Genomic DNA, 22,429 nt, shown 5'->3' on the forward strand with positions numbered 1-22,429 from the left:
GCACCGCTTCTCAACCCTGGAGTAGTACCCCCATGTCCCACACCCCCCATGTCTACGACTACGTCGTCATCGGCGGCGGCACGGCGGGCTCCGTCATCGCCTCCCGCCTCACCGAGAACCCCGACGTCACCGTCGCCGTCATCGAGGGCGGCCCGAGCGACGTCGGCCGTGACGACGTGCTCACCCTGCGCCGCTGGATGGGCCTGCTCGGCGGCGAACTGGACTACGACTACCCGACGGTGGAGCAGCCCCGCGGCAACTCCCACATCCGGCACAGCCGCGCCCGCGTCCTCGGCGGCTGCTCGTCGCACAACACCCTCATCTCCTTCAAGCCCCTGCCCTCCGACTGGGACGAGTGGGAGGCCGCCGGGGCCACGGGCTGGGGCGCCGTCCCCATGGAGGCATACTTCGCCCGGCTGAAGAACAACATCGTCTCCGTCGACGAGAAGGACCGGAACGCCATCGCCCGCGACTTCGTCGACGCCGCCCGGTCGGCACTCGGAGTACCCCGGGTCGAGGGCTTCAACCGCAAGCCCTTCACCGAGGGCGCCGGTTTCTTCGACCTGGCCTACCACCCGGAGGACAACAAGCGTTCCTCCGCCTCCGTGGCCTACCTGCACCCGGTGATGGACGAGCGCCCCAACCTCCGCATCTTCCTGGAGACCTGGGCCCACAAGCTGGAGCTGAACGGCACCCGCGCCGAGGGCGTCCACGTGCGCACCAAGGACGGCGAGGAACTGCTGGTACGGGCCCGCAACGAGGTCGTCCTGTGCGCGGGCGCCGTCGACTCCCCGCGCCTGCTGCTCCATTCGGGCATCGGCCCCCGCGGTGACCTCGAAGCGCTCGGCATCCCCGTCGTGCACGACCTGCCCGGCGTCGGCGAGAACCTGCTCGACCACCCCGAGTCGGTGATCGTCTGGGAGACCCACGGCCCGATCCCGGAGAACTCCGCGATGGACTCCGACGCGGGCCTCTTCGTGCGCCGCGACCCCGACCACGCGGGCCCGGACCTGATGTTCCACTTCTACCAGATCCCGTTCACGGACAACCCGGAGCGCCTCGGCTACGAACGCCCCTCGTACGGCGTGTCGATGACCCCGAACATCCCCAAGCCGAAGTCCCGCGGCCGTCTCCACCTGACCAGCGCCGACCCGTCCGTGAAGCCCGCGCTGGACTTCCGCTACTTCACCGACGAGGACGACTACGACGCCAAGACCCTGGTCGACGGCATCCGCATCGCCCGTGAGATCGCCAGGACCGAGCCGCTGGCCGGCTGGCTCAAGCGCGAAGTCTGCCCCGGCCCGGAGATCCTGGGCGACGCCGAGCTGAGCGAGTACGCCCGCAAGGTCGCGCACACCGTCTACCACCCGGCCGGCACCTGCAAGATGGGCGCCGCCGACGACCGACTCGCCGTGGTCGACCCGGAGCTGAGGATCCGCGGTCTCGACGGCATACGCATCGCCGACGCGTCCGTCTTCCCGACCATGACCGCCGTCAACCCGATGATCGGGGTCCTCATGGTCGGGGAGAAGGCCGTCGACCTGATCGGAGGCGACCCCCGATGACTCTTCCCGTCCCCACCCGCAAACCCCCCACCACGGCCGAGTCCGTCTTCTCGGTGTCCGGTCTGTGGAAGGTCTTCGGACCCAAGCCCGAGCGGGTCCCCGCCGACCCCGAACTGAGCGCTCTCGGCCCCGCCGACCTGCGCGCCCGCACCGGCTGCACGGCCGCCGTCCGGGACGTCTCCTTCGACGTCCGCAAGGGCGAGGTCTTCGTCGTCATGGGTCTGTCGGGCTCCGGCAAGTCCACCCTGGTCCGCTGTCTGACCCGGCTGATCGAACCGACAGCGGGCACGATCTCCATCGACGGCGAGGACGTCCGCGCGATGGACAGGTCCCGCCTGCGCGAACTGCGCCGGCACCGGGCCGCGATGGTCTTCCAGCACTTCGGCCTGCTCCCGCACCGCACGGTCCTCGACAACGTCGCCTACGGCCTGGAGATCCAGGGCGTCGGCAGGTCCGAACGCCGCGAGCGCGCCGCCGAGGTCGTCGCCAAGGTCGGGCTGGAAGGCATGGAGAAGCGCCGTCCCGGCCAGCTCTCCGGCGGCCAGCGCCAGCGCGTCGGCCTGGCCCGGGCCCTCGCCGTCGACCCCGAGGTCCTCCTCTTCGACGAGCCGTTCAGCGCCCTCGACCCCCTCATCCGCCGTGACATGCAGGACGAGGTGACCCGCCTGCACCGCGAAGAGGGCCGCACGATGGTCTTCATCACCCACGACCTGAGCGAGGCCCTCAAACTCGGCGACCGGATCGCCCTGATGCGCGACGGCCGCGTGGTCCAGCTGGGCACCCCGGAGGAGATCGTCGGTTCCCCGGCCGACGACTACGTCCGCGAGTTCGTCCGGGACGTTCCGCGCGAGCAGGTGCTGACCTGCCGTACGGCCATGCGCCCGCTGACGTCGGACGACAGCGGGACCGGACCGGCGGTCCGCCCTGAGGCCACGGTCGCCGAGGCCATCGAGGCAGTGGCCCGGGCCGGGGAACCGGCCCGTGTGATGGACGAGGGCCGCTGCCTCGGCGTGGTCGGCCACGAACAGCTGCTCGGCGTCATAGCGGGAGTGGCCGGGCCCGCCTCCGCACCCGCCGGGACCGCCTCCGCACCCGCCGGGCCCGCCTCCGCACCCGCCGGGGCCGCCGCCGTCTCCGCCGGGCCCGCCGCAGCCCCCGCAGCCGCGGGCGGTCGCGCCGCCGGAGCGGCGCCCGTGCCGAAGGGGCCGGCACCCGCCGGGCGCCGGCAGGCGACCCCGCCCGGCCCCCGCACCACCCCGGAGGCCGTCTGATGGCAACGCTCAGTCTCCCGACCTCCGGTAATGCCGAACCGCGCGTCCTGAAGAGCCGAGCCGCGGGCAAGCTCCTCCTGCTCGCGCTCGTCGCCGCGGTCCTCGCTCCCTGGGCCGCCACCCACTGGCCCGGCGCCACCTGGCCCCACGAGCTGACCGTGAGCCTGGACAAACCCCTCACCACGGCCAGCGACTGGGTCATCGACAACCGGGACAGCCACCCCCTGTTCCTGTACTTCCTCGGCCACGTCAGCAACGCCGTCGTGCTGGCCGTCCGCGCCGTCTACCTCGTCCTCCTCGCCGCGGGCTGGGCAGGCGTCACGGCGTTCGGCGCCCTGCTCGCCTGGCGGGTCGCCGGTGTCCGCCTGGCCGCCGGCACGGCCGTCGCCTTCCTCGCCTGCGGCGCCCTCGGCATGTGGATCCCGACCATGCAGACCCTCGCGCTGATGGTCGTGGCGGTCCTCGCCTCCGTGCTCGTCGGTGTGCTCCTCGGCCTCGCCGCCGGCCTCTCCGACCGGCTCGACCGCGCCCTGCGCCCGGTCCTGGACACCATGCAGGTGCTCCCGGCCTTCGCCTACCTCCTCCCCGTCGTCCTGGTCTTCGGCATCGGCGTCCCCGCGGCCGTCCTCGCCACCGTCGTCTACGCCGCCCCGCCGATGGCCCGCCTCACCGCGCTCGGCCTGCGCGGCGCCGATCCCGAAGTCCTGGAGGCCGTGGAGTCGCTCGGCGCCACCCGCCGCCAGCGGCTGCTGACCGCCCGGATCCCCCTGGCCCGCAAGGAACTCCTCCTCGGCCTCAACCAGACGATCATGATGGCGCTGTCCATGGCCGTGATCGCCGCGGTCATCGGCGCCGGCGGCCTCGGCGACCGCGTCTACCAGGCCCTCGCCTCCGTCGACGTCGGCGCGGCCCTCGCCGCCGGCATCCCGATCGTGCTGCTCGCGGTGGTCCTCGACCGCGTCACCGCCGCGGCCGGCAACGGCATCCAGGCGGCCGACCGCCCCCGCACGATCGGCTGGCCCTACGCCCTGGCCGTCACCGTCGCCGCCGCCCTCGCCACCCGCCTCCTCGGCGCGCTCGACTGGCCCGCCGGCTGGACGGCGAACATCGCAGAACCGGTCAACCGCGCCGTCGACTGGATGACCGGCCACCTCTACTCCGGGGTCCCGGTCGTCGGCGGCACCGCCGACTGGGCGGCCCACTTCACCACCTGGATCCTGGACCCCGTCCGCGACGGCCTCCAGTGGCTGCCCTGGTGGTCGGTCCTGCTGATCGTCGCCGCCCTGGCCTGGCTGATCGGCACCTGGCGCACCGCGCTGACCGCCGTCCTCGCCATGGCCGCGATCGGCGTGCTCGGCGTGTGGGAGCCGTCGCTCGACACCCTCTCCCAGGTGCTGGCCGCCGTCGCCGTCACCCTGGTCCTGGGCCTGGCGACCGGCATCGCCGCGGCCCGCAGCGACCGGGTCGAACGCGCGCTGCGCCCCGTCCTGGACGTCTTCCAGACCATGCCGCAGTTCGTGTACCTGATCCCGGTCGTCGCCCTGTTCGGCGTCGGCCGTGCCCCCGCCGTCGCCGCGGCCGTCGTCTACGCCCTCCCGGCCGTCGTCCGGATCACCGCGCAGGGCCTGCGCCAGGTCGACCAGGCGGCGCTGGAGTCCGCGCGCTCGCTCGGCGCGACCGGACGGCAGCAACTGTGGCAGGTGCAGCTCCCGCTCGCCCGGCGCGCGCTGCTGCTCGCCGTCAACCAGGGCGTGGTCCTCGTCCTCGCCGTCGTCATCATCGGCGGCCTGGTCGGCGGCGGTGCCCTCGGCTACAACGTCGCCTTCGGCCTCGCCCAGGGCGACCTGGCGACCGGCCTGGTGGCCGGCGCGGCCATCGTCTGCCTGGGCCTGATGCTCGACCGGGTGACCCAGCCCACCGAACGGCGCACGAAGAAGGGAGCGTGACATGCGATTCCGTACGACCCTCACGGTGGCCGCCGGAGCATCCGCGCTCGCGCTGCTGACCGGCTGCGGCGCCGCCGACATGACCAAGCAGGCCAGCCCGTTCGCCAACGCCCGCGGCGCGAGGACGGTCACCCTGTCCGTGCAGTCCTGGGTGGGCGCGCAGTCCAACGTGGCCGTCGCCCAGTACCTCCTGGAGCACAAGCTCGGCTACCGCGTCGACACCGTCCAGGTCGACGAGGTGCCCGCCTGGGACGCGCTCAGCCAGGGCCGGGTCGACGCCCTCCTGGAGGACTGGGGCCACCCCGACCAGCAGAAGCGGTACGTCGAGGACAAGAAGACGATCGCGCGCGCCGGCGACCTCGGGGTGACCGGCCACATCGGCTGGTTCGTGCCGACGTACCTCGCCAAGCAGCACCCTGACATCACGAACTGGAAGAACCTCGACAAGTACTCCTCGCTGTTCCGCACCGCGGAGAGCGGCGGCAAGGGCCAGCTGATGGACGGCTCCCCGTCCTACGTCACCAACGACAAGGCCCTGGTGACCAACCTGAAACTGAACTACCAGGTCGTCTTCGCCGGTTCCGAGGCGGCGCAGATCACGCAGATGAAGCAGTTCGCCAAGGAGAAGAAGCCCTTCCTGACGTACTGGTACTCGCCCCAGTGGCTGTTCGAGAAGGTCCCCATGACGGAGGTGAAGCTGCCGCCGTACCAGGAGGGCTGCGACGCGGACGCGGCGAAGGTCGCCTGCGCCTACCCGCACACCCCGCTGCAGAAGTACCTCAACGCCGACTTCGCGCACTCCGGCGGCAAGGCCGCGGACTTCCTCAGGAAGTTCACGTGGACGACGGAGGACCAGAACGAGGTCTCCCTGATGATCGCCGAGCAGAAGCTGAGCCCGCAGGACGCGGCGCGGAAGTGGGTCGACAGCCACCCCTCCGTGTGGAAGAAGTGGCTGTCCTGACCGGACTCAGGGCAGCAGGCCGGCCGCGATCTCGCGCAGCGCGGCCGACGCCCGTCGCTGGAGTCCCGGACCGAACGTGATCCGGGTGGCCCCGAGTTCGCCGAGCGCGGCGGGCGAGGGGCCGTCCCCGTCCAGCCGGGCCAGCAGGTTCAGCGGGCCCTCGATCCCGGACCGCAGCAGGGGTGTCACGGCCGCCGGGGCGAGGATCGGGTACACGCAGTCGGCCCCCGCCGAGCGGTACAACGCGGCCCGCTCGATGGCCCGTTCGGGATCACCGTCGCCGTGGACGAAGACGTCGACACGGGCGTTGACGAACAGCCCGCCGGCGGCCGCGGACCGCACCTCGGCGAGGAACTCGGCGTGCTCGTGCGGGTCCTTGAGGACACCCCCGTCGGAGTCCTCCAGGTTGCAGCCGACGGCACCCGCCTCCAGCAGCCGCTCGACCAGCTCCTTCGGCGCGAGCCCGTAGCCGCCCTCGACGTCCGCCGACACCGGCACGTCCACCGCCCGCGTGATCCGGGCGATGGCCGCGAACATCTCGCCGGCCGGGGTGGCCCCGTCCTCGTAGCCGAGGGAGTCGGCCACGCCCGCGCTCGGCGTGGCCAGGGCCGGGAACCCGGCCGCCGCGAGGACCCGCGCACTGGCCGCGTCCCACGGCCCGGGCAGGACCAGCGGGTCGCCCTGGGCACGCCCCCGGTGCAGCGCGCGGAACTCGTCCACCGTGCTCATGTGCGGTGACCTCCCGGCTCGAAGCCGGCCTGTACCGCCCCGGCGGGTCCTGCGCTCACTTGTACTGCCCCGGCTGGTAGTGCCCCGGGGTCATGCGGGTGGTCACACCGAACCGGTTCCAGGCGTTGATCACCGTGATCGCGGCGATCAGCTGGGCGAGTTCGGCCTCCTCGAAGTGCCCCGCCGCCCGGTCGTACACCTCGTCCGGCACGAAGCCGTCCGTGAGGACGGTGACCGCCTCGGTCAGCTCGATCGCGGCCAGCTCCTTCTCGGTGTAGAAGTGCCGCGACTCCTGCCACGCGCTGAGCTGGATGATCCGCTCGACGCTCTCGCCCGCCGCGAGGGCGTCCTTGGTGTGCATGTCGAGGCAGAACGCGCAGTGGTTGACCTGCGAGGCGCGGATCTTCACCAGCTCGTACAGCTTCGGGTCCAGGCCCCGCTTGGCGGCGGAGTCCAGGCGGATCATCGCCTTGTAGACCTCGGGGGCGTGCTCGGCCCAGCGCAGTCGCGGTGCTTCTTCGGCGGCGTACTCGACGGATTCCTGTGCAGTGCTCATGCCTCGACCCTAGGAGCCGGGCAGCCCAGGAGTATGGTCCATTCCCATGGCGGATTCATGGGCCACTTTGGGTGTCGACCTGCACCTCGAACCGAGCGGGGCGAGTGGCCTGCGCAGGGGTCTGACCGACGCCCTGCGGGACGCGGTGCGCTCCGGCCGGCTCGCCCCCGGCACCCGGCTGCCGTCCTCCCGCTCCCTCGCCGCCGACCTCGGCATCGCCCGCAACACGGTCGCCGAGTCCTACGCCGACCTGGTGGCGGAGGGCTGGCTCACCGCCCGGCAGGGCTCCGGCACCCGGGTCGCGACCGGCGTGCCCGGTGGCACCGCGCCGCCCGCCGACGCCGGCCCGGCGCCCCGCCGCATCCCCGGCCGCCCGGCCCACGACCTCGTCCCCGGCACCCCGGACCTCGCCGCGTTCCCGCGTGCCCAGTGGCTCAAGGCCACCCGCCGGGCCCTGGCCACGGCCCCCTTCCACGCCCTCGGCTACGGCGACCCGCGCGGCCGGCCCGAACTGCGCACCGCCCTCGCCGACTACCTCGCCCGCGCCCGCGGCGTGCGCGCGGACCCCGGCACGATCCTGATCACCGCGGGCTTCTCGCACGCCCTGGACATCCTCGGCAGGGTGCTGCGGGCACGCGGGGCGCGGGCGGCGGCGGTGGAGTCGTACGGGCTGGACGTGCACCGGGAGCTGCTGCGGACGGCGGGTCTGGCCACGCCCGCGCTGCCGTACGACGAACTCGGCACGGACCCCGGTGCGGCGGGGGACGCGGGCGCGGTGCTGCTGACCCCCGCGCACCAGTTCCCCATGGGCTCACCCCTGCACCCCGACCGGCGGTCCGCCGTCGTGTCCTGGGCGAGACGCACCGGCGGGCTGGTCCTGGAGGACGACTACGACGGCGAGTTCCGCTACGACCGTCAGCCCGTCGGCGCGTTGCAGGGCCTCGCCCCCGACCGGGTCGTCTACCTCGGCACGGCCAGCAAGTCGCTCGCGCCCGGACTACGGCTGGGCTGGATGGTGCTGCCGCCGGACCTTGCGGCGGAGGCGGTCACGGCCAAGGGCCAGGCGGACAGCGTGGGGGTGCTGGAGCAGCTCACCCTCGCCGAGTTCCTCACCTCCGGCGCCTACGACCGGCATGTCCGCTCCTCCCGCCTGCGCTACCGGCGCCGACGGGACGCCCTCGCCGCCGCCGTGGCCGAGCGGGCGCCGCAGGTACGGGTCACCGGGATCGCCGCCGGGCTGCACGCGGTGCTGCGGCTGCCGCCGGGCACCGAGGAGTCGGTGGTGCAGGCCGCGGCCTGGCAGGGACTGGCCCTGCACGGCCTCGCCTTCCACCGGCACCCGCAGGCCGTCGCCGAGCCTGTGGACGCCCTGGTCGTCGGCTACGGCACGCCCCCGGACAGCGCGTGGGCGGGGGCGCTGGAGGCGCTGTGCCGGGTGCTGCCGTAAAGAAATGGGTGCCGCGGACCGGGGCGCGAGGCGCCGCGCGGCCGGCCACGAACGACCCGTGGCCGCCGGCCGGAACGGAAGCCCACCCCTCGGGCGGACCCGCTGCGCACAACTCGCGGCCACCGGACGGACGGCAGTCCCCACCAGCCTCAGGCGGCCGGCTCCTCCACCGGTGCCTCGCCGAACCGCGCCAGCAGCAACGCCCCCGCCACCGCCACCGCGAAGCCCAGCGTCGCCAGCCACGTCATGCCCTCCCGGGTGCGGTCGCCGAGCCAGATCACGCCCACCGCCGCCGGACCGAGGGTCTCGCCGATCACTATGCCGGCCGTGGCCGTCGTCACCGAGCCCCGTTGCAGGGCCGAGGTGAGCAGCAGGAACGCGGCGCCGCCACCGAGCAGCAGGGCGTACATCGCCGGGTTGGCCAGCAGGTCCACCGGCCGCAGCGAGTCGATCAGCCGTACCGCCACCTCCACCACCCCGAACCCGAACCCGGCGCCGAGCCCCAGCAGCAGCGCCCGGGTCCGGCCGGACAGCCGGCCGCCGATCCCGCCGAGCAGCAGCACGCCGACCGCCACCGCCACCATCGCGTAACCCAGCCAGTCCGGCGCGCTCCGGTCGCCCTCGGTGCCCGAGGCCAGGCCCAGCATGGCCAGGCCCGCGCACACCACCCCCACCGCGCTCCACTCCACCGCGCTCAGCCTGACCCGCAGCAGCCGCGCCGCCACCACCGCCGTCACCGCGAGGCTCGCCGCCAGCGCGGCGCCCACGGCGTAGATCGGCAGGGACCGCAGGGCCGCGATCTGGAGCAGGAAACCCAGCCCGTCCAGTGCCAGACCGGCGAGGTACCGCCACTGCCGCAGCGCCCGCAGCAGCAGCGCCGCGTCGCCGCCGCCACCCCCGCCGCCATCCCCGCCGGCGCCCGCCGCCCGCGCGGCCACCGCCTGCAACACCGTCGCCGTACCGAAACAGACCGCAGCGCCGAGAGCGCACACCATTCCAAAAAGCACGAAGTGACTCTAGGCGAGCGGGAGACCGCGGGGCCCCCTGCCCGTCGGTCTGACGCGGTCTCTAGGCTGGCCGTCGTACACGGCATCCGACGGGGGAGACACACGATGGCGCGAGCACGCGGGCAACTCCGTTCCGGCACGGTCGTCCTCGGCAGCGTCGGTCTGCTGGCCACCGCGCTCACCGCCTGCTCGTCCGATCCGGACAAGCGCTGCGTCGACCGCGACAGCTACCGCCTCGACAAGGGCTACAAGGTCGTCGCCGACAAGAGCTGCAAGACCACCGGCGGGTCCGGAACGTCGACGGGGAAGAAGAAGCCGGTGAAGAAGGGTCTGTCGAAGCAGCCCGACGGAGCCTGGTACTACGGGGGCAAGGAGCAGGGCGGCTGGGCCGACGGCGGCTCTTTCACCAAGTCCGGCGGGGGTTCGGGCGGCGGATCCTCGGACGACGACGACCACCACGGCGGAAGCGGGGTCCACCGCGGCGGCTTCGGCGGCGGCAAGGGCAGCTCCGGCGGCTGACCGGAGCACACACATGGAACGCCGTACCATCACCCCTCGTCCAGGCTGGCAGCGGACCGTCGAGGAGCAGGGGCTCGTCTATCCGCTCACCCGGCAGCCCGACGGTTCCCTGCGCCCCTACTGGGACGAGAGCGCCTACTACGTCTTCTCCCTGGACGAGGTCGAGGCGCTGGAGGAGACCGTCGAGGAGCTGCACCGCATGTGCCTCACGGCGGCCGGGCACATGGTGGCCGAGGACCGGCTCGCCGACCTCGGCATCACCGACCCGCGGGTGGCCGACGCGGTCACCGAGGCGTGGCGGCGCCGTGCCGAACTCCCCTCCGTCTACGGCCGTTTCGACCTGCGCTACGACGGCACGGGCCCGGCGAAGCTGCTGGAGTACAACGCCGACACCCCCACCTCGCTGGTTGAGGCCGCCTCCCCGCAGTGGTTCTGGATGGAGGAGCGTTTCCCCGGCGCGGACCAGTGGAACTCCCTGCACGAACGGCTCGTCGACGCCTGGCGCGCGCAGGCCGCCCTGCTGCCTGCCGGCAGCCCGCTGCACTTCGCCCACTCCGCCGCCGACGAACTCGGCGAGGACCTGATGACGGTCGCCTATCTGAAGGAGACCGCCGAGCAGGCCGGCCTCGCCACCGACTGGCTCGCCGTCGAGGAGATCGGCTGGGACACCCTCTCCGGCCGCTTCGTCGACAACCGGCTCCGCTTCATCCGCGGCATCTTCAAGCTCTACCCCTGGGAGTGGCTCACCACCGACGTCTTCGGCGGGCACGTCCTGGACACCCTGGACAACGGCGGTGGCACCGGCAGCACCCTGTGGATCGAGCCCGCCTGGAAGATGCTGCTCAGCAACAAGGCCCTGCTGGCGATCCTCTGGGAGCTGTACCCCGGGCACCCGAACCTCCTCCCCGCCTACCTGGACGGCCCCCGCGAGCTGGCCGAGTCGGCCGGCTACGTCGCCAAGCCCCTGCTCGGCCGCGAGGGCGAGGGCGTCACCGTGCACGAGCCGGGATCGCCGCCCGTCCTGCGTGACGAGCCCTGCTGCTACCAGCAGTTGGCCCCCCTGCCCGCCTTCGACGGCAACCACGTCGTCCTGGGCGCCTGGGTCGTCCGCGACGAGTCGGCCGGGCTCGGCATCCGCGAGTCCACGGGTCTGATCACGGACGAGTACGCCCGCTTCCTGCCGCATGTGATCCTCTAGCCGCCGGTCCGGTCCCCGAGCAGCCTCTCGACGGCCGCCCGTGCCCGGCCGGCGGGGGCGGGGTCGGCGTCGACGCCGGCCGTGACGATGGCTCCCTCGGCGAGCAGGTACACCGGTTCGGCCACCGGTACGCCGGTGGCGCGCACCCAGGCGGTGAGCTGGTCATGGAAGGCCCGCTTGTGGGACCGGACCTCGGCCAGGACCCGCTCGCAGGACGCGCCGAGTTCACCGTGGGCGTTGATCCAGGCGCAGCCGCGGAAGCCGGGCTCGGCGAACCACGCGGCGAGCCAGTCGAAGACCGCGAGCACCCGCTCGCGCGGGTCCGGGACGCTCTCCACGTGGGCGGTCAGGCTCGCGCGCCAGCGCCGGTCGCGCCGCCGGAGCACGGCGACCACGAGGTCCTCCTTGGTCGCGAAGAGCCGGTAGATCCGCTTCAGGGGCAGTCCGGACGCCTCCCGGACCCGGTCCATGCCGACCGCCTGGATGCCGTGCGCGTAGAAGAGCGTCTCCGCCGCGTCCAGGAGCGCTTCGCGGTCCAGGCGGTTCTGTTCCTCGGTGATCGGGGCGGGCATCCGTGGCTCCTTGACGACGAGAACGATCGTTCTCTACCTTAGTCGCATCGATGGAGAACGCTCGTTCTCGACCTCAGGAGGTCGCCGTGCCCGAAGGCCGCCCGCCCTACCCGCCGTTCACCCTGGAAACCGCCCGCCAGAAGGTGCAGGCGGCCGAGGACGCCTGGAACACCCGCGACCCCCACCGGGTCGCCCTGGCCTACACACCGGACTCCGTCTGGCGCAACCGCGACCGGTTCGTCACCGGCCGCGCGGAGATCGTCACCTTCCTGACCGAGAAGTGGCAGCGCGAACTGGACTACGCGCTGCGCAAGAGCCTCTGGGACTTCCACGGCGACCGCATCGCCGTCCGCTTCCAGTACGAGTGCCATGACTCCGCCGGCCAGTGGTGGCGCAGCTACGGCAACGAACTGTGGGAGTTCGACGAGCACGGCCTGATGCGCCGACGCGAGGCCAGCATCGACGACGTGCCCATCCGCGAGGCCGACCGGCGCATCTTCGGACCCCGGCCCGCCGACGAGCACGGCACCGACATCCCGCTGCGCTGATCACGCCCCGGCCAGCACCGCCCGCAGCTGCTCCACCCCCCACTCCAGGTCCTCCTCGCCGATCACCAGCGGCGGGCCGATCCGCACGGTCGACCCGTGGGTGTCCTTGACCAGGACCCCACGGGCCAGCAGCCGTTCGGAGATCTCCTGCCCGGTCCCGGCCGCCGGGGAGACGTCCACCCCGGCCCACAGCCCACGCCCCCGCACCGCCGTCACCCTGCCGGTGCCGGACAGGTCGCCCAGCAGCCGGTGCAGCCGCTCGCCCAGCCGGGCCGCCCGCTCCTGGTACTCGCCGGTCCGCAGCATCGCGATCACCTCCAGCGCCACCGCACAGGCCAGCGGATTCCCGCCGAACGTCGACCCGTGCTCACCCGGCCGGAAGACCCCGAGCACCGCCGCGCTCGACACCACCGCCGACACCGGCACGATGCCGCCGCCCAGCGCCTTGCCCAGGACGTACATGTCCGGCACCACGCCCTCGTGCTCGCACGCGAAGGTCCGGCCGGTACGGCCGAGGCCCGACTGCACCTCGTCGGCGACGAAGAGGACGTTCCGCTCGCGCGTCAGCTCCCGCACCCCCGCCAGATAACCGGCCGGCGGCACGATCACCCCGGACTCACCCTGGATCGGCTCCAGCAGCACCGCGACGGTGTTCTCCGTCAGCGCCTCCCGCATCGCCGTCAGATCGCCGTACGGCACGATCTGGAACCCCGGCGTGTAGGGCCCGAAGTCCGCCCGCGCCTCCGGATCCGTCGAGAAGCTGATCACCGTCGTCGTACGGCCGTGGAAGTTGCCGCCCGCCACCACGATCTTCGCCATCTCCGCGGGCACCCCCTTCACCCGGTACCCCCACTTCCGGGCCGTCTTCACCGCGCTCTCCACCGCCTCCGCTCCCGTGCTCGCCGGCAGCACCATCTCCATCCCGCACAACTCCGCCAGCTCGGCGCAGAAGGCGGCGAACCGGTCGTGGTAGAAGGCGCGGGAGGTCAGCGTCACCCGGTCCAGCTGCCGCCGGGCCGCCTCGACCAGCCGCCGGTTGCCGTGCCCGAAGTTCAGCGCCGAGTAACCGGCCAGCAGATCCAGATACCGCCGCCCCGCCACGTCCGTCAGCCACGCCCCCTCCCCGGTGGCGATCACCACCGGCAGCGGACGGTACGTGGGCGCGCAGTGCGCGTCGGCGGTGGCGATGAGGTCCGCAGCAGCGGTCACGGGTACTCCCGGAGACGACGGTGACCCCCTTCCCATCCTCGCTCGCGCGGTGGACGCGGCCCGTGACCGACATGCGGCTCCCCGCCGCGTGGCCGCGTCCGGCGCGCCGGGTAGGCTGACGTGCGGGCCGTGACTGGCGCGCTGGGATGGGACGGACCATCAGGGAGCGGCCCGAGCGGGAAGAGTGCCGTGCGCCTGGGCCGAACGTGAATGCTGCACGCACACCGTCCGGAGGTCCCCGATGCCCGAGAACGCCGCCCCTCTCTCCACCGAGTCCACCGCCTTCCGCGCCGCGCTCGACGTGATCCGTGCCGTCGAACCGCGCGTCGCCGACGCCATCGGCCAGGAGGTCGCCGACCAGCGCGAGATGCTCAAGCTGATCGCCTCCGAGAACTACGCCTCCCCAGCGACCCTGCTCGCCATGGGCAACTGGTTCAGCGACAAGTACGCCGAGGGCACCGTCGGCCGCCGCTTCTACGCCGGCTGCCGCAACGTCGACACCGTCGAGGCCCTCGCCGCCGAGCACGCCCGCGAGCTCTTCGGCGCCCGCCACGCCTACGTCCAGCCGCACTCCGGCATCGACGCCAACCTCGTCGCCTTCTGGGCCGTCCTCGCCGACCGCGTCGAGGCCCCCTTCCTGGAGAAGACCGGCGTCCGCCAGGTCAACGACCTCACCGAGGCCGACTGGGCCGAGCTGCGCCAGGCATTCGGCAACCAGCGCATGCTCGGCATGTCCCTGGACGCCGGCGGCCACCTCACCCACGGCTTCCGCCCGAACATCTCCGGCAAGATGTTCGACCAGCGCTCCTACGGCACCGACCCGGCCACCGGCCTCATCGACTACGAGGCCCTGCGCGCCCAGGCCCGCGACTTCAAGCCGCTGATCATCGTCGCCGGCTACTCCGCGTACCCCCGTCTGGTGAACTTCCGGATCATGCGCGAGATCGCCGACGAGGTCGGCGCCACCCTCATGGTCGACATGGCGCACTTCGCCGGCCTGGTCGCGGGCAAGGTCCTCACCGGCGACTTCGACCCGGTCCCGCACGCCCAGATCGTCACCACCACCACCCACAAGTCCCTGCGCGGCCCGCGCGGCGGCATGGTGCTGTGCGACGACTCCCTCAAGGACCAGGTCGACCGCGGCTGCCCGATGGTCCTCGGCGGGCCGCTCCCGCACGTCATGGCGGCCAAGGCCGTCGCCCTGGCCGAGGCCCGGCAGCCCGCCTTCCAGGGCTACGCCCAGCGCATCGTCGACAACTCCCGCGCCCTCGCCGAGGGCCTCATGCGCCGGGGCGCGACGCTCGTCACCGGCGGTACCGACAACCACCTCAACCTGATCGACGTCGCCTCGTCCTACGGCCTCACCGGCCGCCAGGCCGAGGCGGCCCTGCTCGACTCGGGCATCGTCACCAACCGCAACGCCATCCCGGCCGACCCGAACGGCGCCTGGTACACCTCCGGCATCCGCGTCGGCACCCCGGCCCTGACCACGCGTGGCCTGGGCACGGCCGAGATGGACGAGGTGGCGGCCCTGATCGACCGCGTCCTTTCCACCACCGAGCCGGGCACCACGAAGTCGGGCGCCCCGTCCAAGGCGGCCCACGTCCTGGACGAGAAGGTCGCGCGGGAGATCGCCCAGCGGGCCACGGACCTGGTCGCCGGATTCCCGCTGTACCCCGAAGTCGACCTCGGCTGACCGGTCCCCCCAGGGGCGGCCCGCCCAGGCGCGCGCTTGTGCTGGGGGCGGCCCGCCGAAGGGCGCGCTTCCGCCAGGGGCGGCCCGCCCAGGAGCGCGGGGAACTGCGCGAACGGCCCCCACCGGCCGGCAGACCCCCGCGCTCCGGGATCCCCCACCGTTCCCGGGCCGACCCCACCCGCGCCCTCTGCGAGAATGGTGGACATGGCCTCTGCTGACCGTCCTCGCGTGCTCTCCGGAATCCAGCCCACCGCCGGCTCGTTCCACCTCGGCAACTACCTCGGCGCCGTCCGCCAGTGGGTGGCCCTGCAGGAGTCACACGACGCGTTCTACATGGTCGTCGACCTGCACGCGATCACGGTCGCGCAGGACCCGAAGGAGCTGCGGGACAACACCCGGCTCGCCGCCGCCCAGCTGCTGGCCGCCGGCCTCGACCCGGACCGCTGCACCCTCTTCGTGCAGAGCCATGTCCCCGAGCACGCCCAGCTGGCCTGGGTCATGAACTGCCTCACCGGCTTCGGCGAGGCCGGCCGCATGACCCAGTTCAAGGACAAGGCCGCCAAGCAGGGCGCCGACCGGGCGTCCGTCGGCCTGTTCACGTACCCGATCCTCCAGGTCGCGGACATCCTGCTGTACCAGGCCCACGAGGTGCCCGTCGGCGAGGACCAGCGTCAGCACATCGAGCTGACCCGCGATCTCGCGGAGCGGTTCAACGGCCGGTTCGGCCAGACCTTCACCGTCCCCAAGCCGTACATCCTCAGGGAGACGGCGAAGATCTACGACCTCCAGGACCCGTCGATCAAGATGAGCAAGTCGGCGTCCACGCCGAAGGGCCTCATCAACCTCCTCGACGAGCCGAAGACCACGGCCAAGAAGGTCAAGAGCGCGGTCACCGACACCGACACGGTGATCCGCTTCGACACCGAGAGCAAGCCGGGCGTCTCCAACCTGCTCACCATCTACTCCACGCTCACCGGCAAGTCGATCGCCGAGCTGGAGCAGGACTACGAGGGCAAGATGTACGGCGCGCTCAAGACCGACCTCGCCGACATCATGGTCGAGTTCGTGACGCCGTTCCGGGAGCGCACCCGGCAGTACCTGGACGACTCCGAGACGCTGGACTCGATCCTGGCCAAGGGCGCGGAGAAGGCGCGCGCCGTCGCCGCCGAGACCCTCGCGCAGGCGTACGACCGCGTGGGCTTCCTCCCGGCCAAGCACTGAGGCGTACGACCGTACGGGTCCGCTCGGGCAGAGCGCTGCACATCACTTCCGCTGCGCCTGCCCACAGGACATCCGTGGCCGTACAGTCGATATCCGACGGCCGGGACGAGACGGCCGAGAAGACGACAGACGCGACGACAGGAGACGACGTGGGGACCGTAACGATCGGCGTGTCGATCGCGGTCCCGGAGCCTCACGGCAGCCTGCTCCAGGAGCGGCGCGCGGGCTTCGGCGACCCCGCGGCTCACGGAATCCCCACGCACGTCACGCTGTTGCCGCCGACCGAGGTCGACGAGGCCGACCTGCCGGCGATCGAGGCGCATCTCACCGGGGTCGCGGCGGCGGGCCGGCCGTTCCCGATGCGGCTGTCCGGCACCGGCACCTTCCGGCCCCTGTCGCCGGTGGTCTACGTGCGCGTCGTCCAGGGCGCCGAGGAGTGCGGCCGGCTTCAGCAGCGCATCCGGGACGCCTCCGGGCCGATGGCGCGCGAGCTGCAGTTCCCGTATCACCCGCATGTCACCGTCGCGCACGGCATCGACGACGCGGCGATGGACCGCGCCTTCGAGGAACTGGCGGGCTACGACGCAGAGTGGCCCTGCACCGGCTTCGCGCTGTACGAGCAGGGCGCCGACGGCGTCTGGCGCAAGCTGCGCGAGTACGCCTTCGGCGGGGCCGTCGTACCGCCGCAGCCCGGCCACGCCGACATGTGCGCTCCGCGGGTCGCGCCGTGATGTGCCCTCGTGCGGCCCGCGGCTCGTCCGGGCCGATCGCGCCCGCGGCACAGCCGCATGCCGGCGCGGCCCCCGCCCTCTGACGGGGCGCTAGACCGACAGCCGCCGGAACAGCGGCCGTGGCGCGTGCCGTAGTGCTGACATCAGCAGGCGGAGTCTGCCCGGTACCCAGACCGTCTCCGAGCGCCGGCGCAGGCCGAGTTCGACGGCCGTGGCGACCGCCTCCGGTGTGGTGGTGGGCGGTGTCGGCGGCCGTCCCGCGGTCCGCCGTGTCCGCACGAATCCGGGGCGTACGACCATGACGTGCACGCCGGTGCCGTGCAGGGCGTCGCCGAGGCCCTGGGCGAACACGTCGAGGCCGGCCTTGCTGGAGCCGTAGATGAAGTCGGCGCGGCGGGCGCGTTCGGCGGCGGCGGAGGACAGCACGACGATGGAGCCGTGCTCCTGGGCCTGGAGGGCCCGGCCGGCCACCAGCCCCGCCGAGACGGCCCCGGTGTAGTTGGTCTGCACGACCTGCACCGCGCGGACCGGGTCGCGTTCGTCGTGCGCCTGGTCGCCGAGGATGCCGAACGCGAGCAGCACCATGTCGACGGGGCCCTCGGCGAAGACCTTGCCGAGGGCGCTCTCATGGGACTCGGGGTCGAGCGCGTCGAAGGCGACGGTGCGGGCATCCGCGCCGAGCGCGCGCAGGCTCTCGGCGGCCTGTTCCAGGGCGAGGGAGGGGCGGCCGGCCAGCCACACCGTGCGGGTGCGGCGGGCGATCAGCCGGCGCGCGGTGGCCAGGGCGATCTCGGACGTGCCGCCGAGGACGAGCAACGACCGGGGCAGCGCGGTGGACGGTTCGGAGGCATCCTTCATGACAGCTGACCGTATAGCCCACATATGACCGTTCTGGCGAAGAAACGCGGTGTTGACGCTCCCGTGCAGCGGGCACAGTCGGATCATGGACTGGCTGAAGAAGCTCCCCGGCATCGGGCCGATCGTCATCCGGTTGGCAGCCACGCACGCGTGGCGGTCCTACGAGCGGCTGGACCGGGTGAAGTGGGCCCGGCTGGCCGCCGCCATGACGTTCGTCAGCTTCGTGGCGCTGTTCCCGCTGCTGACCGTGGCCGCCGCCGTCAGCGCCGCCACGCTCCGCCCCGACCGGCAGAAGACGGTCGAGCACAAGATCGCCGAGCAGTTCCCCGGCGTCGTCTCCAGCCGGCTGGACCTCACCTCGCTCGTCGACAACGCCGGGACCGTCGGTGTCATCGCGGGCGCGGTCCTGCTGTTCACGGGCATCGGCTGGGTCGGTCAGGTGCGGGACTGCCTGCGCTCGGTCTGGGAGCTGCCGGACCGCGAGGAGAACCCGCTGCTCACCAAGGCCAAGGACGCCGGCATTCTGCTCGGCCTCGGCGGCGCCCTGCTGCTCACCCTCGCCGCGTCCATCCTCGCCTCGGCCGCCGTCGGCCGGCTGTCCCGGGAGGTCGGGCTGGACGAACACAGCTGGGGCAGCGCGCTGCTGCGGATAGCCGCGTTCGTCGTCGCCGTACTCGCCGACTTCCTGGTCCTGCTCTACGTCCTGACCCTGCTGCCCGGGGTCGAGCCGCCGCGCCGCCGCCTGCTGGTCGCCGCGATGCTCGGCGCGATCGGCTTCGAACTGCTCAAACTGCTGCTCAGCGGCTACATCCAGGGCGTCGCCGCGAAAAGCATGTACGGCGCGTTCGGGGTCCCCGTGGCCCTGCTGCTGTGGATCAACTTCACCGCGAAACTCGTACTGTTCTGCGCCGCCTGGACGGCTACCCGGAGCAAGGAGGAGGAAGGGGTCGGCCTCAGGGACGCGTCCGACGGCGCATCAGGTCCGGCAGCGGCCACCGGCGGTTGACCAGGAACGCCCCGCCGCCGAGCAGCACCAGCACACCGCCCACGACGGCCAGGGCGATCCCGACGCCGCTGGATGCGGACCCGGCGGTGGCGCTCGCCGCCGGCTTCGACCCCGGCCCGCCGGTCCCGCCGGACGACGGCTGCGCGCCCTGCCCGGGGGACACGCCGGCGTCCGGCTGCGCGGTGGCCGACGAGGCGCTCCTCGGCGGGACCAGCTCGCCCACCGCGTTGACCTTGCCGATCGCCTGGAAACCCCAGTCGAACAGCTTCGCGGTCTCCTTGTAGACCTCGTTGTGCTCGGGCTTCTCCGGGTTCATCACCGTGACCAGCAGCACCTTGCCGCCCCGCTCGGCGACCCCGGTGAAGGTGGCGCCCGCGTGGCTGGTGTTGCCGTTCTTCACGCCCGCGATGCCCTGGTAGACGGGGACGTCGCTGTCGCCGCTCAGCAGCCGGTTGGTGTTCCGGATCTCGGCGGAGCCGAACTTCGCGCTCACGGTCGAGCAGTAGTCGCGGAAGTCCTTCTTCTGCAGTCCGGAACGGGCGAACAGCGTCAGGTCGTACGCCGACGACACCTGCCCCGGGGCGTCGTAGCCGTCGGGGGAGACCACGTACGTGTCCAGTGCCTGCAGTTCCTCGGCGTGGTCCTGCATGTCCTCGACGGTCTGCCGGACACCGCCGTTCATCGACGACAGCACGTGCACGGCGTCGTTGCCCGAGCGCAGGAAGACCCCGAGCCACAGGTCGTGGACCGAGTAGGTGCCGCCCTCCTTTATCCCCACCACGCTGGAGCCGGCGCCCACCCCCTTGAGGTCCGACGCAGCCACCTTGTACCGGGTGCTCGCGGGGAACCGGGGCAGCACGGTGTCCGCGAACAGCATCTTGAGCGTGCTCGCCGGGGGCAGCCGCCAGTGGGCGTTGTGCGCGGCCAGGACCTCGCCCGACTCGGCGTCGGAGACGATCCAGGAGCGGGCGGTCAGGTCCTTGGGCAGCACCGGGACGCCGGGGGCGAGGTTGACCTGGGTGCCCGGCTGCCCGAGCCGGGCACCGCCCAGCGTCGACATCAGGGCCGGGGGCGTGGCCGTCGGGCTCGTCGTGGGGGCCGGTGCCGGCGCGGCGAGGGCGGCGGGCGCGGTGACGGACAGGGAGAGCAGGGTGGCGGAGGTGACCAGCAGGGATCGCCGGCCGGGCTTCTTCGGTGCGGGCACGGTCGAGAACGTACCGGCACCACTGCGGGAAGTCCCGGCCGCCCCACCCCCGACCCGGCACCGGACGGAGGCGGGCGATACTGGGGACATGCTGTGCCCACCCGGGGGGCGACCCCCGGACCCCCGGCCGCTCGCGGGTGACCGGTGTCGTGCGGAAAGGTCCGTCCCTGTGAAACTCAGCCGCCCTGTCTCCTGGTTCCTGCTCGCTTTCGGGGTGTGGAGCTGGGTCATCTGGGTCACTTTCGTCAAGAATCTCGTCAAGGACGGCAGCGGGCTCGCCTTCGACGACGGTCACCCGACCGCGTACTTCTGGGTGCATCTGATGCTGGCGGTCGTTTCCTTCGTATTGGGGACGGTCATCGGGGTCATCGGGTTGCGCGGCCTGCGCGCACTGCGCCGGACGTCATAGCGGGGAGCTGCTGCGGCCGCCCTCCCACGGCTGTGCGGAAGCTGTGGAACCCGGCGGAAACCATGCCTGGGTAAGTTCTTCCACAACTGGTCAGAAAGCCCTTCCCCGCGGTGAAAACCGTGTGGTTAGGTGAGCCGCGTCACTCATGGGGAAGTGACCGATTCGTGCTGGGCCAGGGGTAGGGCCTCGACGGCCCCGGGGAGGGCACCACCGTGCGATCTGTTCGCATGCGGATTCTTCTGACGCTGCTCGTGCTCGCTGTCGTGGGGGTCGGCGCCTGGCAGCTGCTGCCGTCGCGGGGGAACGACAACAGGACCATCACCGTCGGTACGACGGACGCGGTCACCGCGCTCGACCCGGCCGGCGCCTACGACGCCGGCTCCTGGGCGCTGTTCAGCAATGTCTTCCAGTCGCTGCTGACGTTCGAGCCGGGCGGGGTCGAGCCGGTCCCGGACGCCGCGAAGAGCTGCGCGTTCGAGGGCAGCGGCCTGAAGACGTACCGGTGCACCCTGCGCTCCGGGATCACCTTCCCGAGCGGGCGCGCCATGACGGCCGAGGACGTGAAGTACTCCTTCGACCGGGTCAAGAAGATCAACTCCGATGTGGGCCCGGCGTCGCTGCTCGGCACGCTCGCCTCGGTGAGCGCCGACAACGAGCACACCGTCACCTTCCACCTGTCGTCCTCGGACGCCACCTTCCCGCTGAAGGTCGCCACGGGCGCCGGTGTGATCGTGGACAAGGACAAGTACCCGGCCGGCGCCCTGCGTACGGACACCGGCGTCGACGGCACCGGGCCGTACACGCTGACGGGGTACACCAAGGGCCGGAAGGCCGACCTCGCGCCGAACAAGCGCTACAGCGGGTACCTCAGCGGCACCGGCCGCCCGATCGAGCTGCGCTACTACACCGACTCCGAGAAGCTGGAGCGCGCGTGGAAGGGCCGGCAGATCGACGTCGCCACCCGGACCCTGCCACCGAACGTGCTCTCCGCGCTGAACCCGAGCGACCCGAGCCAGCGGGTCACCGACTCCGACAGCTCCGAGACCCGCAACCTGTACCTCAACACCCGCTCCCGCTCCCCGCTGCACGACGCGCGCGTGCGCCGGGCGCTGGCCTGGCTGGTCAACCGCGAGCAGCTCGCCGCGACGGTCTACCAGGACACGGTCGATCCGCTCTACTCGCTGATCCCGACCGGCATCATCGGCCACACCACCTCGTTCTTCGACAACTATCCCGAACCGAGCACACACAAGGCGCGGGAGCTGCTCACCGAGGCCGGGGTGAGCCTGCCGGTGCACGTCACCCTCGGCTACGGCCTCAACCGGGAGGCGAGCGCGGAGGAGGCCGCGGAGCTGAAGAAGCAGCTGGAGACCGGCGGCCTGTTCAAGGTGGACGTCAAGGGCTACGAGTGGACCGACTTCCAGAAGCGCTGGGCCGCCGGGAAGATGGACGCGTGGTCGGTCGGCTGGGTGGCCGACTATCCCGACCCGGACACCTTCGGCGCCGCGCTCGTCGGCACCGGTTCCGCCATGAGCACCGGCTACAGCAACAAGCTGGTCGACCATCTCATCCTGGACAGCCAGCAGTTCGCCGACCGCAGCAGGGCCGCGAAGGACTTCGAGGAGATCCAGCGGGACGTCGCCCAGGACGTTCCGCTGATCCCGCTGTGGCAGCGCAAGGAGTACGTGGTCAGCATCGAGGACGTCGGCGGCGCCCAGTACCTGGTGGACGGCACGGGCGTGTTCCGGCTGTGGCGGCTGGGGTGGATCTGACGGG

21 protein-coding genes and 1 riboswitch are annotated in these 22,429 nt (G+C 72.3%); of the genes, 14 read left to right on the forward strand and 7 right to left on the reverse strand.

Annotation, left to right across the window (positions count from 1 at the left end; translation table 11 throughout):
- The first annotated feature begins 32 nt into the window (after positions 1 to 32).
- The 4 genes from ACIGYR_RS25545 to ACIGYR_RS25560 are packed head-to-tail and all read left to right on the forward strand — an operon-like array spanning position 33 to position 5,743.
- On the forward strand, positions 33 to 1,565 hold the full coding sequence (locus ACIGYR_RS25545; protein WP_399597094.1) for a GMC family oxidoreductase: 1,533 nt from the start codon (positions 33 to 35) through the stop codon (positions 1,563 to 1,565).
- A complete protein-coding gene (locus tag ACIGYR_RS25550; RefSeq protein ID WP_399597097.1) occupies positions 1,562 to 2,836 on the forward strand; it encodes a glycine betaine/L-proline ABC transporter ATP-binding protein in 1,275 nt (424 codons plus the stop codon). The genes ACIGYR_RS25545 and ACIGYR_RS25550 overlap by 4 nt, the downstream gene beginning before the upstream one ends.
- Positions 2,836 to 4,782, forward strand: a complete 1,947-nt coding sequence (locus ACIGYR_RS25555; protein ID WP_399597100.1) for an ABC transporter permease — start codon at positions 2,836 to 2,838, stop codon at positions 4,780 to 4,782. The genes ACIGYR_RS25550 and ACIGYR_RS25555 overlap by 1 nt, the downstream gene beginning before the upstream one ends.
- 1 nt (position 4,783) lies before the next feature.
- Positions 4,784 to 5,743 (forward strand): ABC transporter substrate-binding protein, encoded by a 960-nt coding sequence (locus ACIGYR_RS25560; protein ID WP_399597102.1) that lies wholly within the window; start codon positions 4,784 to 4,786, stop codon positions 5,741 to 5,743.
- A 6-nt stretch (positions 5,744 to 5,749) separates the two neighbouring features.
- Here ACIGYR_RS25560 and ACIGYR_RS25565 read toward each other — a convergent pair whose 3' ends face one another.
- On the reverse strand, positions 5,750 to 6,472 hold the full coding sequence (locus tag ACIGYR_RS25565; protein WP_399597105.1) for an isocitrate lyase/phosphoenolpyruvate mutase family protein: 723 nt from the start codon (positions 6,470 to 6,472) through the stop codon (positions 5,750 to 5,752).
- Positions 6,473 to 6,527: 55 nt separating this feature from the next.
- On the reverse strand, positions 6,528 to 7,028 hold the full coding sequence (locus ACIGYR_RS25570; protein ID WP_399597107.1) for a carboxymuconolactone decarboxylase family protein: 501 nt from the start codon (positions 7,026 to 7,028) through the stop codon (positions 6,528 to 6,530).
- A gap of 46 nt (positions 7,029 to 7,074) precedes the next feature.
- Here ACIGYR_RS25570 and ACIGYR_RS25575 point away from each other — a divergent pair, with 46 nt between their 5' ends.
- Positions 7,075 to 8,475 (forward strand): PLP-dependent aminotransferase family protein, encoded by a 1,401-nt coding sequence (locus ACIGYR_RS25575; RefSeq protein ID WP_391839978.1) that lies wholly within the window; start codon positions 7,075 to 7,077, stop codon positions 8,473 to 8,475.
- Positions 8,476 to 8,624: 149 nt separating this feature from the next.
- On the opposite strand, the gene ACIGYR_RS25580 is transcribed toward ACIGYR_RS25575, so the two are convergent.
- A complete protein-coding gene (locus tag ACIGYR_RS25580) occupies positions 8,625 to 9,470 on the reverse strand; it encodes a hypothetical protein (RefSeq protein WP_399598595.1) in 846 nt (281 codons plus the stop codon).
- Between the two features lie 117 nt (positions 9,471 to 9,587).
- Here ACIGYR_RS25580 and ACIGYR_RS25585 point away from each other — a divergent pair, with 117 nt between their 5' ends.
- Both ACIGYR_RS25585 and ACIGYR_RS25590 read left to right on the forward strand, forming a co-directional pair.
- Complete coding sequence (locus ACIGYR_RS25585) at positions 9,588 to 10,001, forward strand: hypothetical protein (protein ID WP_399597110.1); 414 nt, start codon at positions 9,588 to 9,590, stop codon at positions 9,999 to 10,001.
- Positions 10,002 to 10,014: 13 nt separating this feature from the next.
- On the forward strand, positions 10,015 to 11,199 hold the full coding sequence (locus ACIGYR_RS25590; protein WP_391839982.1) for a glutathionylspermidine synthase family protein: 1,185 nt from the start codon (positions 10,015 to 10,017) through the stop codon (positions 11,197 to 11,199).
- Here the strand turns inward: ACIGYR_RS25590 and ACIGYR_RS25595 are convergent.
- Complete coding sequence (locus tag ACIGYR_RS25595; protein ID WP_399597114.1) at positions 11,196 to 11,771, reverse strand: TetR/AcrR family transcriptional regulator; 576 nt, start codon at positions 11,769 to 11,771, stop codon at positions 11,196 to 11,198. The two genes, ACIGYR_RS25590 and ACIGYR_RS25595, sit on opposite strands and share 4 nt — an antisense overlap.
- 86 nt (positions 11,772 to 11,857) lie before the next feature.
- Here ACIGYR_RS25595 and ACIGYR_RS25600 point away from each other — a divergent pair, with 86 nt between their 5' ends.
- Positions 11,858 to 12,319: a nuclear transport factor 2 family protein gene (locus tag ACIGYR_RS25600; RefSeq protein ID WP_391839986.1), complete on the forward strand. Its 462-nt coding sequence runs from the start codon at positions 11,858 to 11,860 to the stop codon at positions 12,317 to 12,319.
- On the opposite strand, the gene rocD is transcribed toward ACIGYR_RS25600, so the two are convergent.
- Positions 12,320 to 13,564: an ornithine--oxo-acid transaminase gene (rocD, locus tag ACIGYR_RS25605; protein ID WP_399597117.1), complete on the reverse strand. Its 1,245-nt coding sequence runs from the start codon at positions 13,562 to 13,564 to the stop codon at positions 12,320 to 12,322.
- Between the two features lie 83 nt (positions 13,565 to 13,647).
- Positions 13,648 to 13,736, forward strand: a riboswitch (ZMP/ZTP riboswitch).
- A gap of 33 nt (positions 13,737 to 13,769) precedes the next feature.
- On the opposite strand from rocD, the gene ACIGYR_RS25610 reads away from it, so the two are divergent.
- The 3 genes from ACIGYR_RS25610 to ACIGYR_RS25620 all read left to right on the forward strand — a co-directional run bounded on the left by ACIGYR_RS25610 (position 13,770) and on the right by ACIGYR_RS25620 (position 17,176).
- A complete protein-coding gene (locus ACIGYR_RS25610; protein ID WP_399597120.1) occupies positions 13,770 to 15,224 on the forward strand; it encodes a glycine hydroxymethyltransferase in 1,455 nt (484 codons plus the stop codon).
- Positions 15,225 to 15,419: 195 nt separating this feature from the next.
- Positions 15,420 to 16,445 (forward strand): tryptophan--tRNA ligase, encoded by a 1,026-nt coding sequence (trpS, locus tag ACIGYR_RS25615; protein ID WP_391839991.1) that lies wholly within the window; start codon positions 15,420 to 15,422, stop codon positions 16,443 to 16,445.
- Positions 16,446 to 16,594: 149 nt separating this feature from the next.
- Positions 16,595 to 17,176 carry a 2'-5' RNA ligase family protein gene (locus tag ACIGYR_RS25620; RefSeq protein ID WP_391839993.1) on the forward strand — a complete coding sequence of 194 codons (582 nt, stop codon included), beginning with the start codon at positions 16,595 to 16,597 and terminating at the stop codon, positions 17,174 to 17,176.
- A 90-nt stretch (positions 17,177 to 17,266) separates the two neighbouring features.
- Here ACIGYR_RS25620 and ACIGYR_RS25625 read toward each other — a convergent pair whose 3' ends face one another.
- Entirely contained in the window at positions 17,267 to 18,034 is a 768-nt protein-coding gene (locus ACIGYR_RS25625) for an SDR family NAD(P)-dependent oxidoreductase (RefSeq protein ID WP_399597125.1), read from the reverse strand.
- A gap of 85 nt (positions 18,035 to 18,119) precedes the next feature.
- Between ACIGYR_RS25625 and ACIGYR_RS25630 the strand changes: the two genes are divergently transcribed.
- Positions 18,120 to 19,040, forward strand: a complete 921-nt coding sequence (locus tag ACIGYR_RS25630; RefSeq protein ID WP_399597128.1) for a YihY/virulence factor BrkB family protein — start codon at positions 18,120 to 18,122, stop codon at positions 19,038 to 19,040.
- On the opposite strand, the gene ACIGYR_RS25635 is transcribed toward ACIGYR_RS25630, so the two are convergent.
- Complete coding sequence (locus ACIGYR_RS25635; RefSeq protein WP_399597131.1) at positions 18,988 to 20,244, reverse strand: D-alanyl-D-alanine carboxypeptidase family protein; 1,257 nt, start codon at positions 20,242 to 20,244, stop codon at positions 18,988 to 18,990. The genes ACIGYR_RS25630 and ACIGYR_RS25635 overlap by 53 nt on opposite strands.
- 169 nt (positions 20,245 to 20,413) lie before the next feature.
- Here ACIGYR_RS25635 and ACIGYR_RS25640 point away from each other — a divergent pair, with 169 nt between their 5' ends.
- Together ACIGYR_RS25640 and ACIGYR_RS25645 are read left to right on the forward strand one after the other, a co-directional pair.
- Complete coding sequence (locus tag ACIGYR_RS25640; RefSeq protein ID WP_391840000.1) at positions 20,414 to 20,653, forward strand: SCO4848 family membrane protein; 240 nt, start codon at positions 20,414 to 20,416, stop codon at positions 20,651 to 20,653.
- 227 nt (positions 20,654 to 20,880) lie between these two features.
- On the forward strand, positions 20,881 to 22,425 hold the full coding sequence (locus ACIGYR_RS25645) for an ABC transporter substrate-binding protein (protein WP_399597135.1): 1,545 nt from the start codon (positions 20,881 to 20,883) through the stop codon (positions 22,423 to 22,425).
- Positions 22,426 to 22,429: the final 4 nt, after the last annotated feature.

Origin of the sequence: Streptomyces sp. NPDC053076 (assembly GCF_044546845.1) — a bacterium.
Classification (GTDB): domain Bacteria; phylum Actinomycetota; class Actinomycetes; order Streptomycetales; family Streptomycetaceae; genus Streptomyces.

What these genes read in the sequence shown, in the direction of transcription:
- trpS (WP_391839991.1), top strand. Translation starts at nt 15,420, where the DNA reads ATGGTGGACATGGCCTCTGCTGACCGTCCTCGCGTGCTCTCCGGAATC.
- rocD (WP_399597117.1), bottom strand. Translation starts at nt 13,564, where the DNA reads ATGGGAAGGGGGTCACCGTCGTCTCCGGGAGTACCCGTGACCGCTGCT.
- ACIGYR_RS25630 (WP_399597128.1), top strand. Translation starts at nt 18,120, where the DNA reads ATGGACTGGCTGAAGAAGCTCCCCGGCATCGGGCCGATCGTCATCCGG.
- ACIGYR_RS25610 (WP_399597120.1), top strand. Translation starts at nt 13,770, where the DNA reads ATGCCCGAGAACGCCGCCCCTCTCTCCACCGAGTCCACCGCCTTCCGC.
- ACIGYR_RS25550 (WP_399597097.1), top strand. Translation starts at nt 1,562, where the DNA reads ATGACTCTTCCCGTCCCCACCCGCAAACCCCCCACCACGGCCGAGTCC.
- ACIGYR_RS25545 (WP_399597094.1), top strand. Translation starts at nt 33, where the DNA reads ATGTCCCACACCCCCCATGTCTACGACTACGTCGTCATCGGCGGCGGC.
- ACIGYR_RS25570 (WP_399597107.1), bottom strand. Translation starts at nt 7,028, where the DNA reads ATGAGCACTGCACAGGAATCCGTCGAGTACGCCGCCGAAGAAGCACCG.
- ACIGYR_RS25580 (WP_399598595.1), bottom strand. Translation starts at nt 9,470, where the DNA reads ATGGTGTGCGCTCTCGGCGCTGCGGTCTGTTTCGGTACGGCGACGGTG.
- ACIGYR_RS25590 (WP_391839982.1), top strand. Translation starts at nt 10,015, where the DNA reads ATGGAACGCCGTACCATCACCCCTCGTCCAGGCTGGCAGCGGACCGTC.
- ACIGYR_RS25585 (WP_399597110.1), top strand. Translation starts at nt 9,588, where the DNA reads ATGGCGCGAGCACGCGGGCAACTCCGTTCCGGCACGGTCGTCCTCGGC.
- ACIGYR_RS25560 (WP_399597102.1), top strand. Translation starts at nt 4,784, where the DNA reads ATGCGATTCCGTACGACCCTCACGGTGGCCGCCGGAGCATCCGCGCTC.
- ACIGYR_RS25555 (WP_399597100.1), top strand. Translation starts at nt 2,836, where the DNA reads ATGGCAACGCTCAGTCTCCCGACCTCCGGTAATGCCGAACCGCGCGTC.
- ACIGYR_RS25595 (WP_399597114.1), bottom strand. Translation starts at nt 11,771, where the DNA reads ATGCCCGCCCCGATCACCGAGGAACAGAACCGCCTGGACCGCGAAGCG.
- ACIGYR_RS25575 (WP_391839978.1), top strand. Translation starts at nt 7,075, where the DNA reads ATGGCGGATTCATGGGCCACTTTGGGTGTCGACCTGCACCTCGAACCG.
- ACIGYR_RS25645 (WP_399597135.1), top strand. Translation starts at nt 20,881, where the DNA reads ATGCGGATTCTTCTGACGCTGCTCGTGCTCGCTGTCGTGGGGGTCGGC.
- ACIGYR_RS25565 (WP_399597105.1), bottom strand. Translation starts at nt 6,472, where the DNA reads ATGAGCACGGTGGACGAGTTCCGCGCGCTGCACCGGGGGCGTGCCCAG.
- ACIGYR_RS25625 (WP_399597125.1), bottom strand. Translation starts at nt 18,034, where the DNA reads ATGAAGGATGCCTCCGAACCGTCCACCGCGCTGCCCCGGTCGTTGCTC.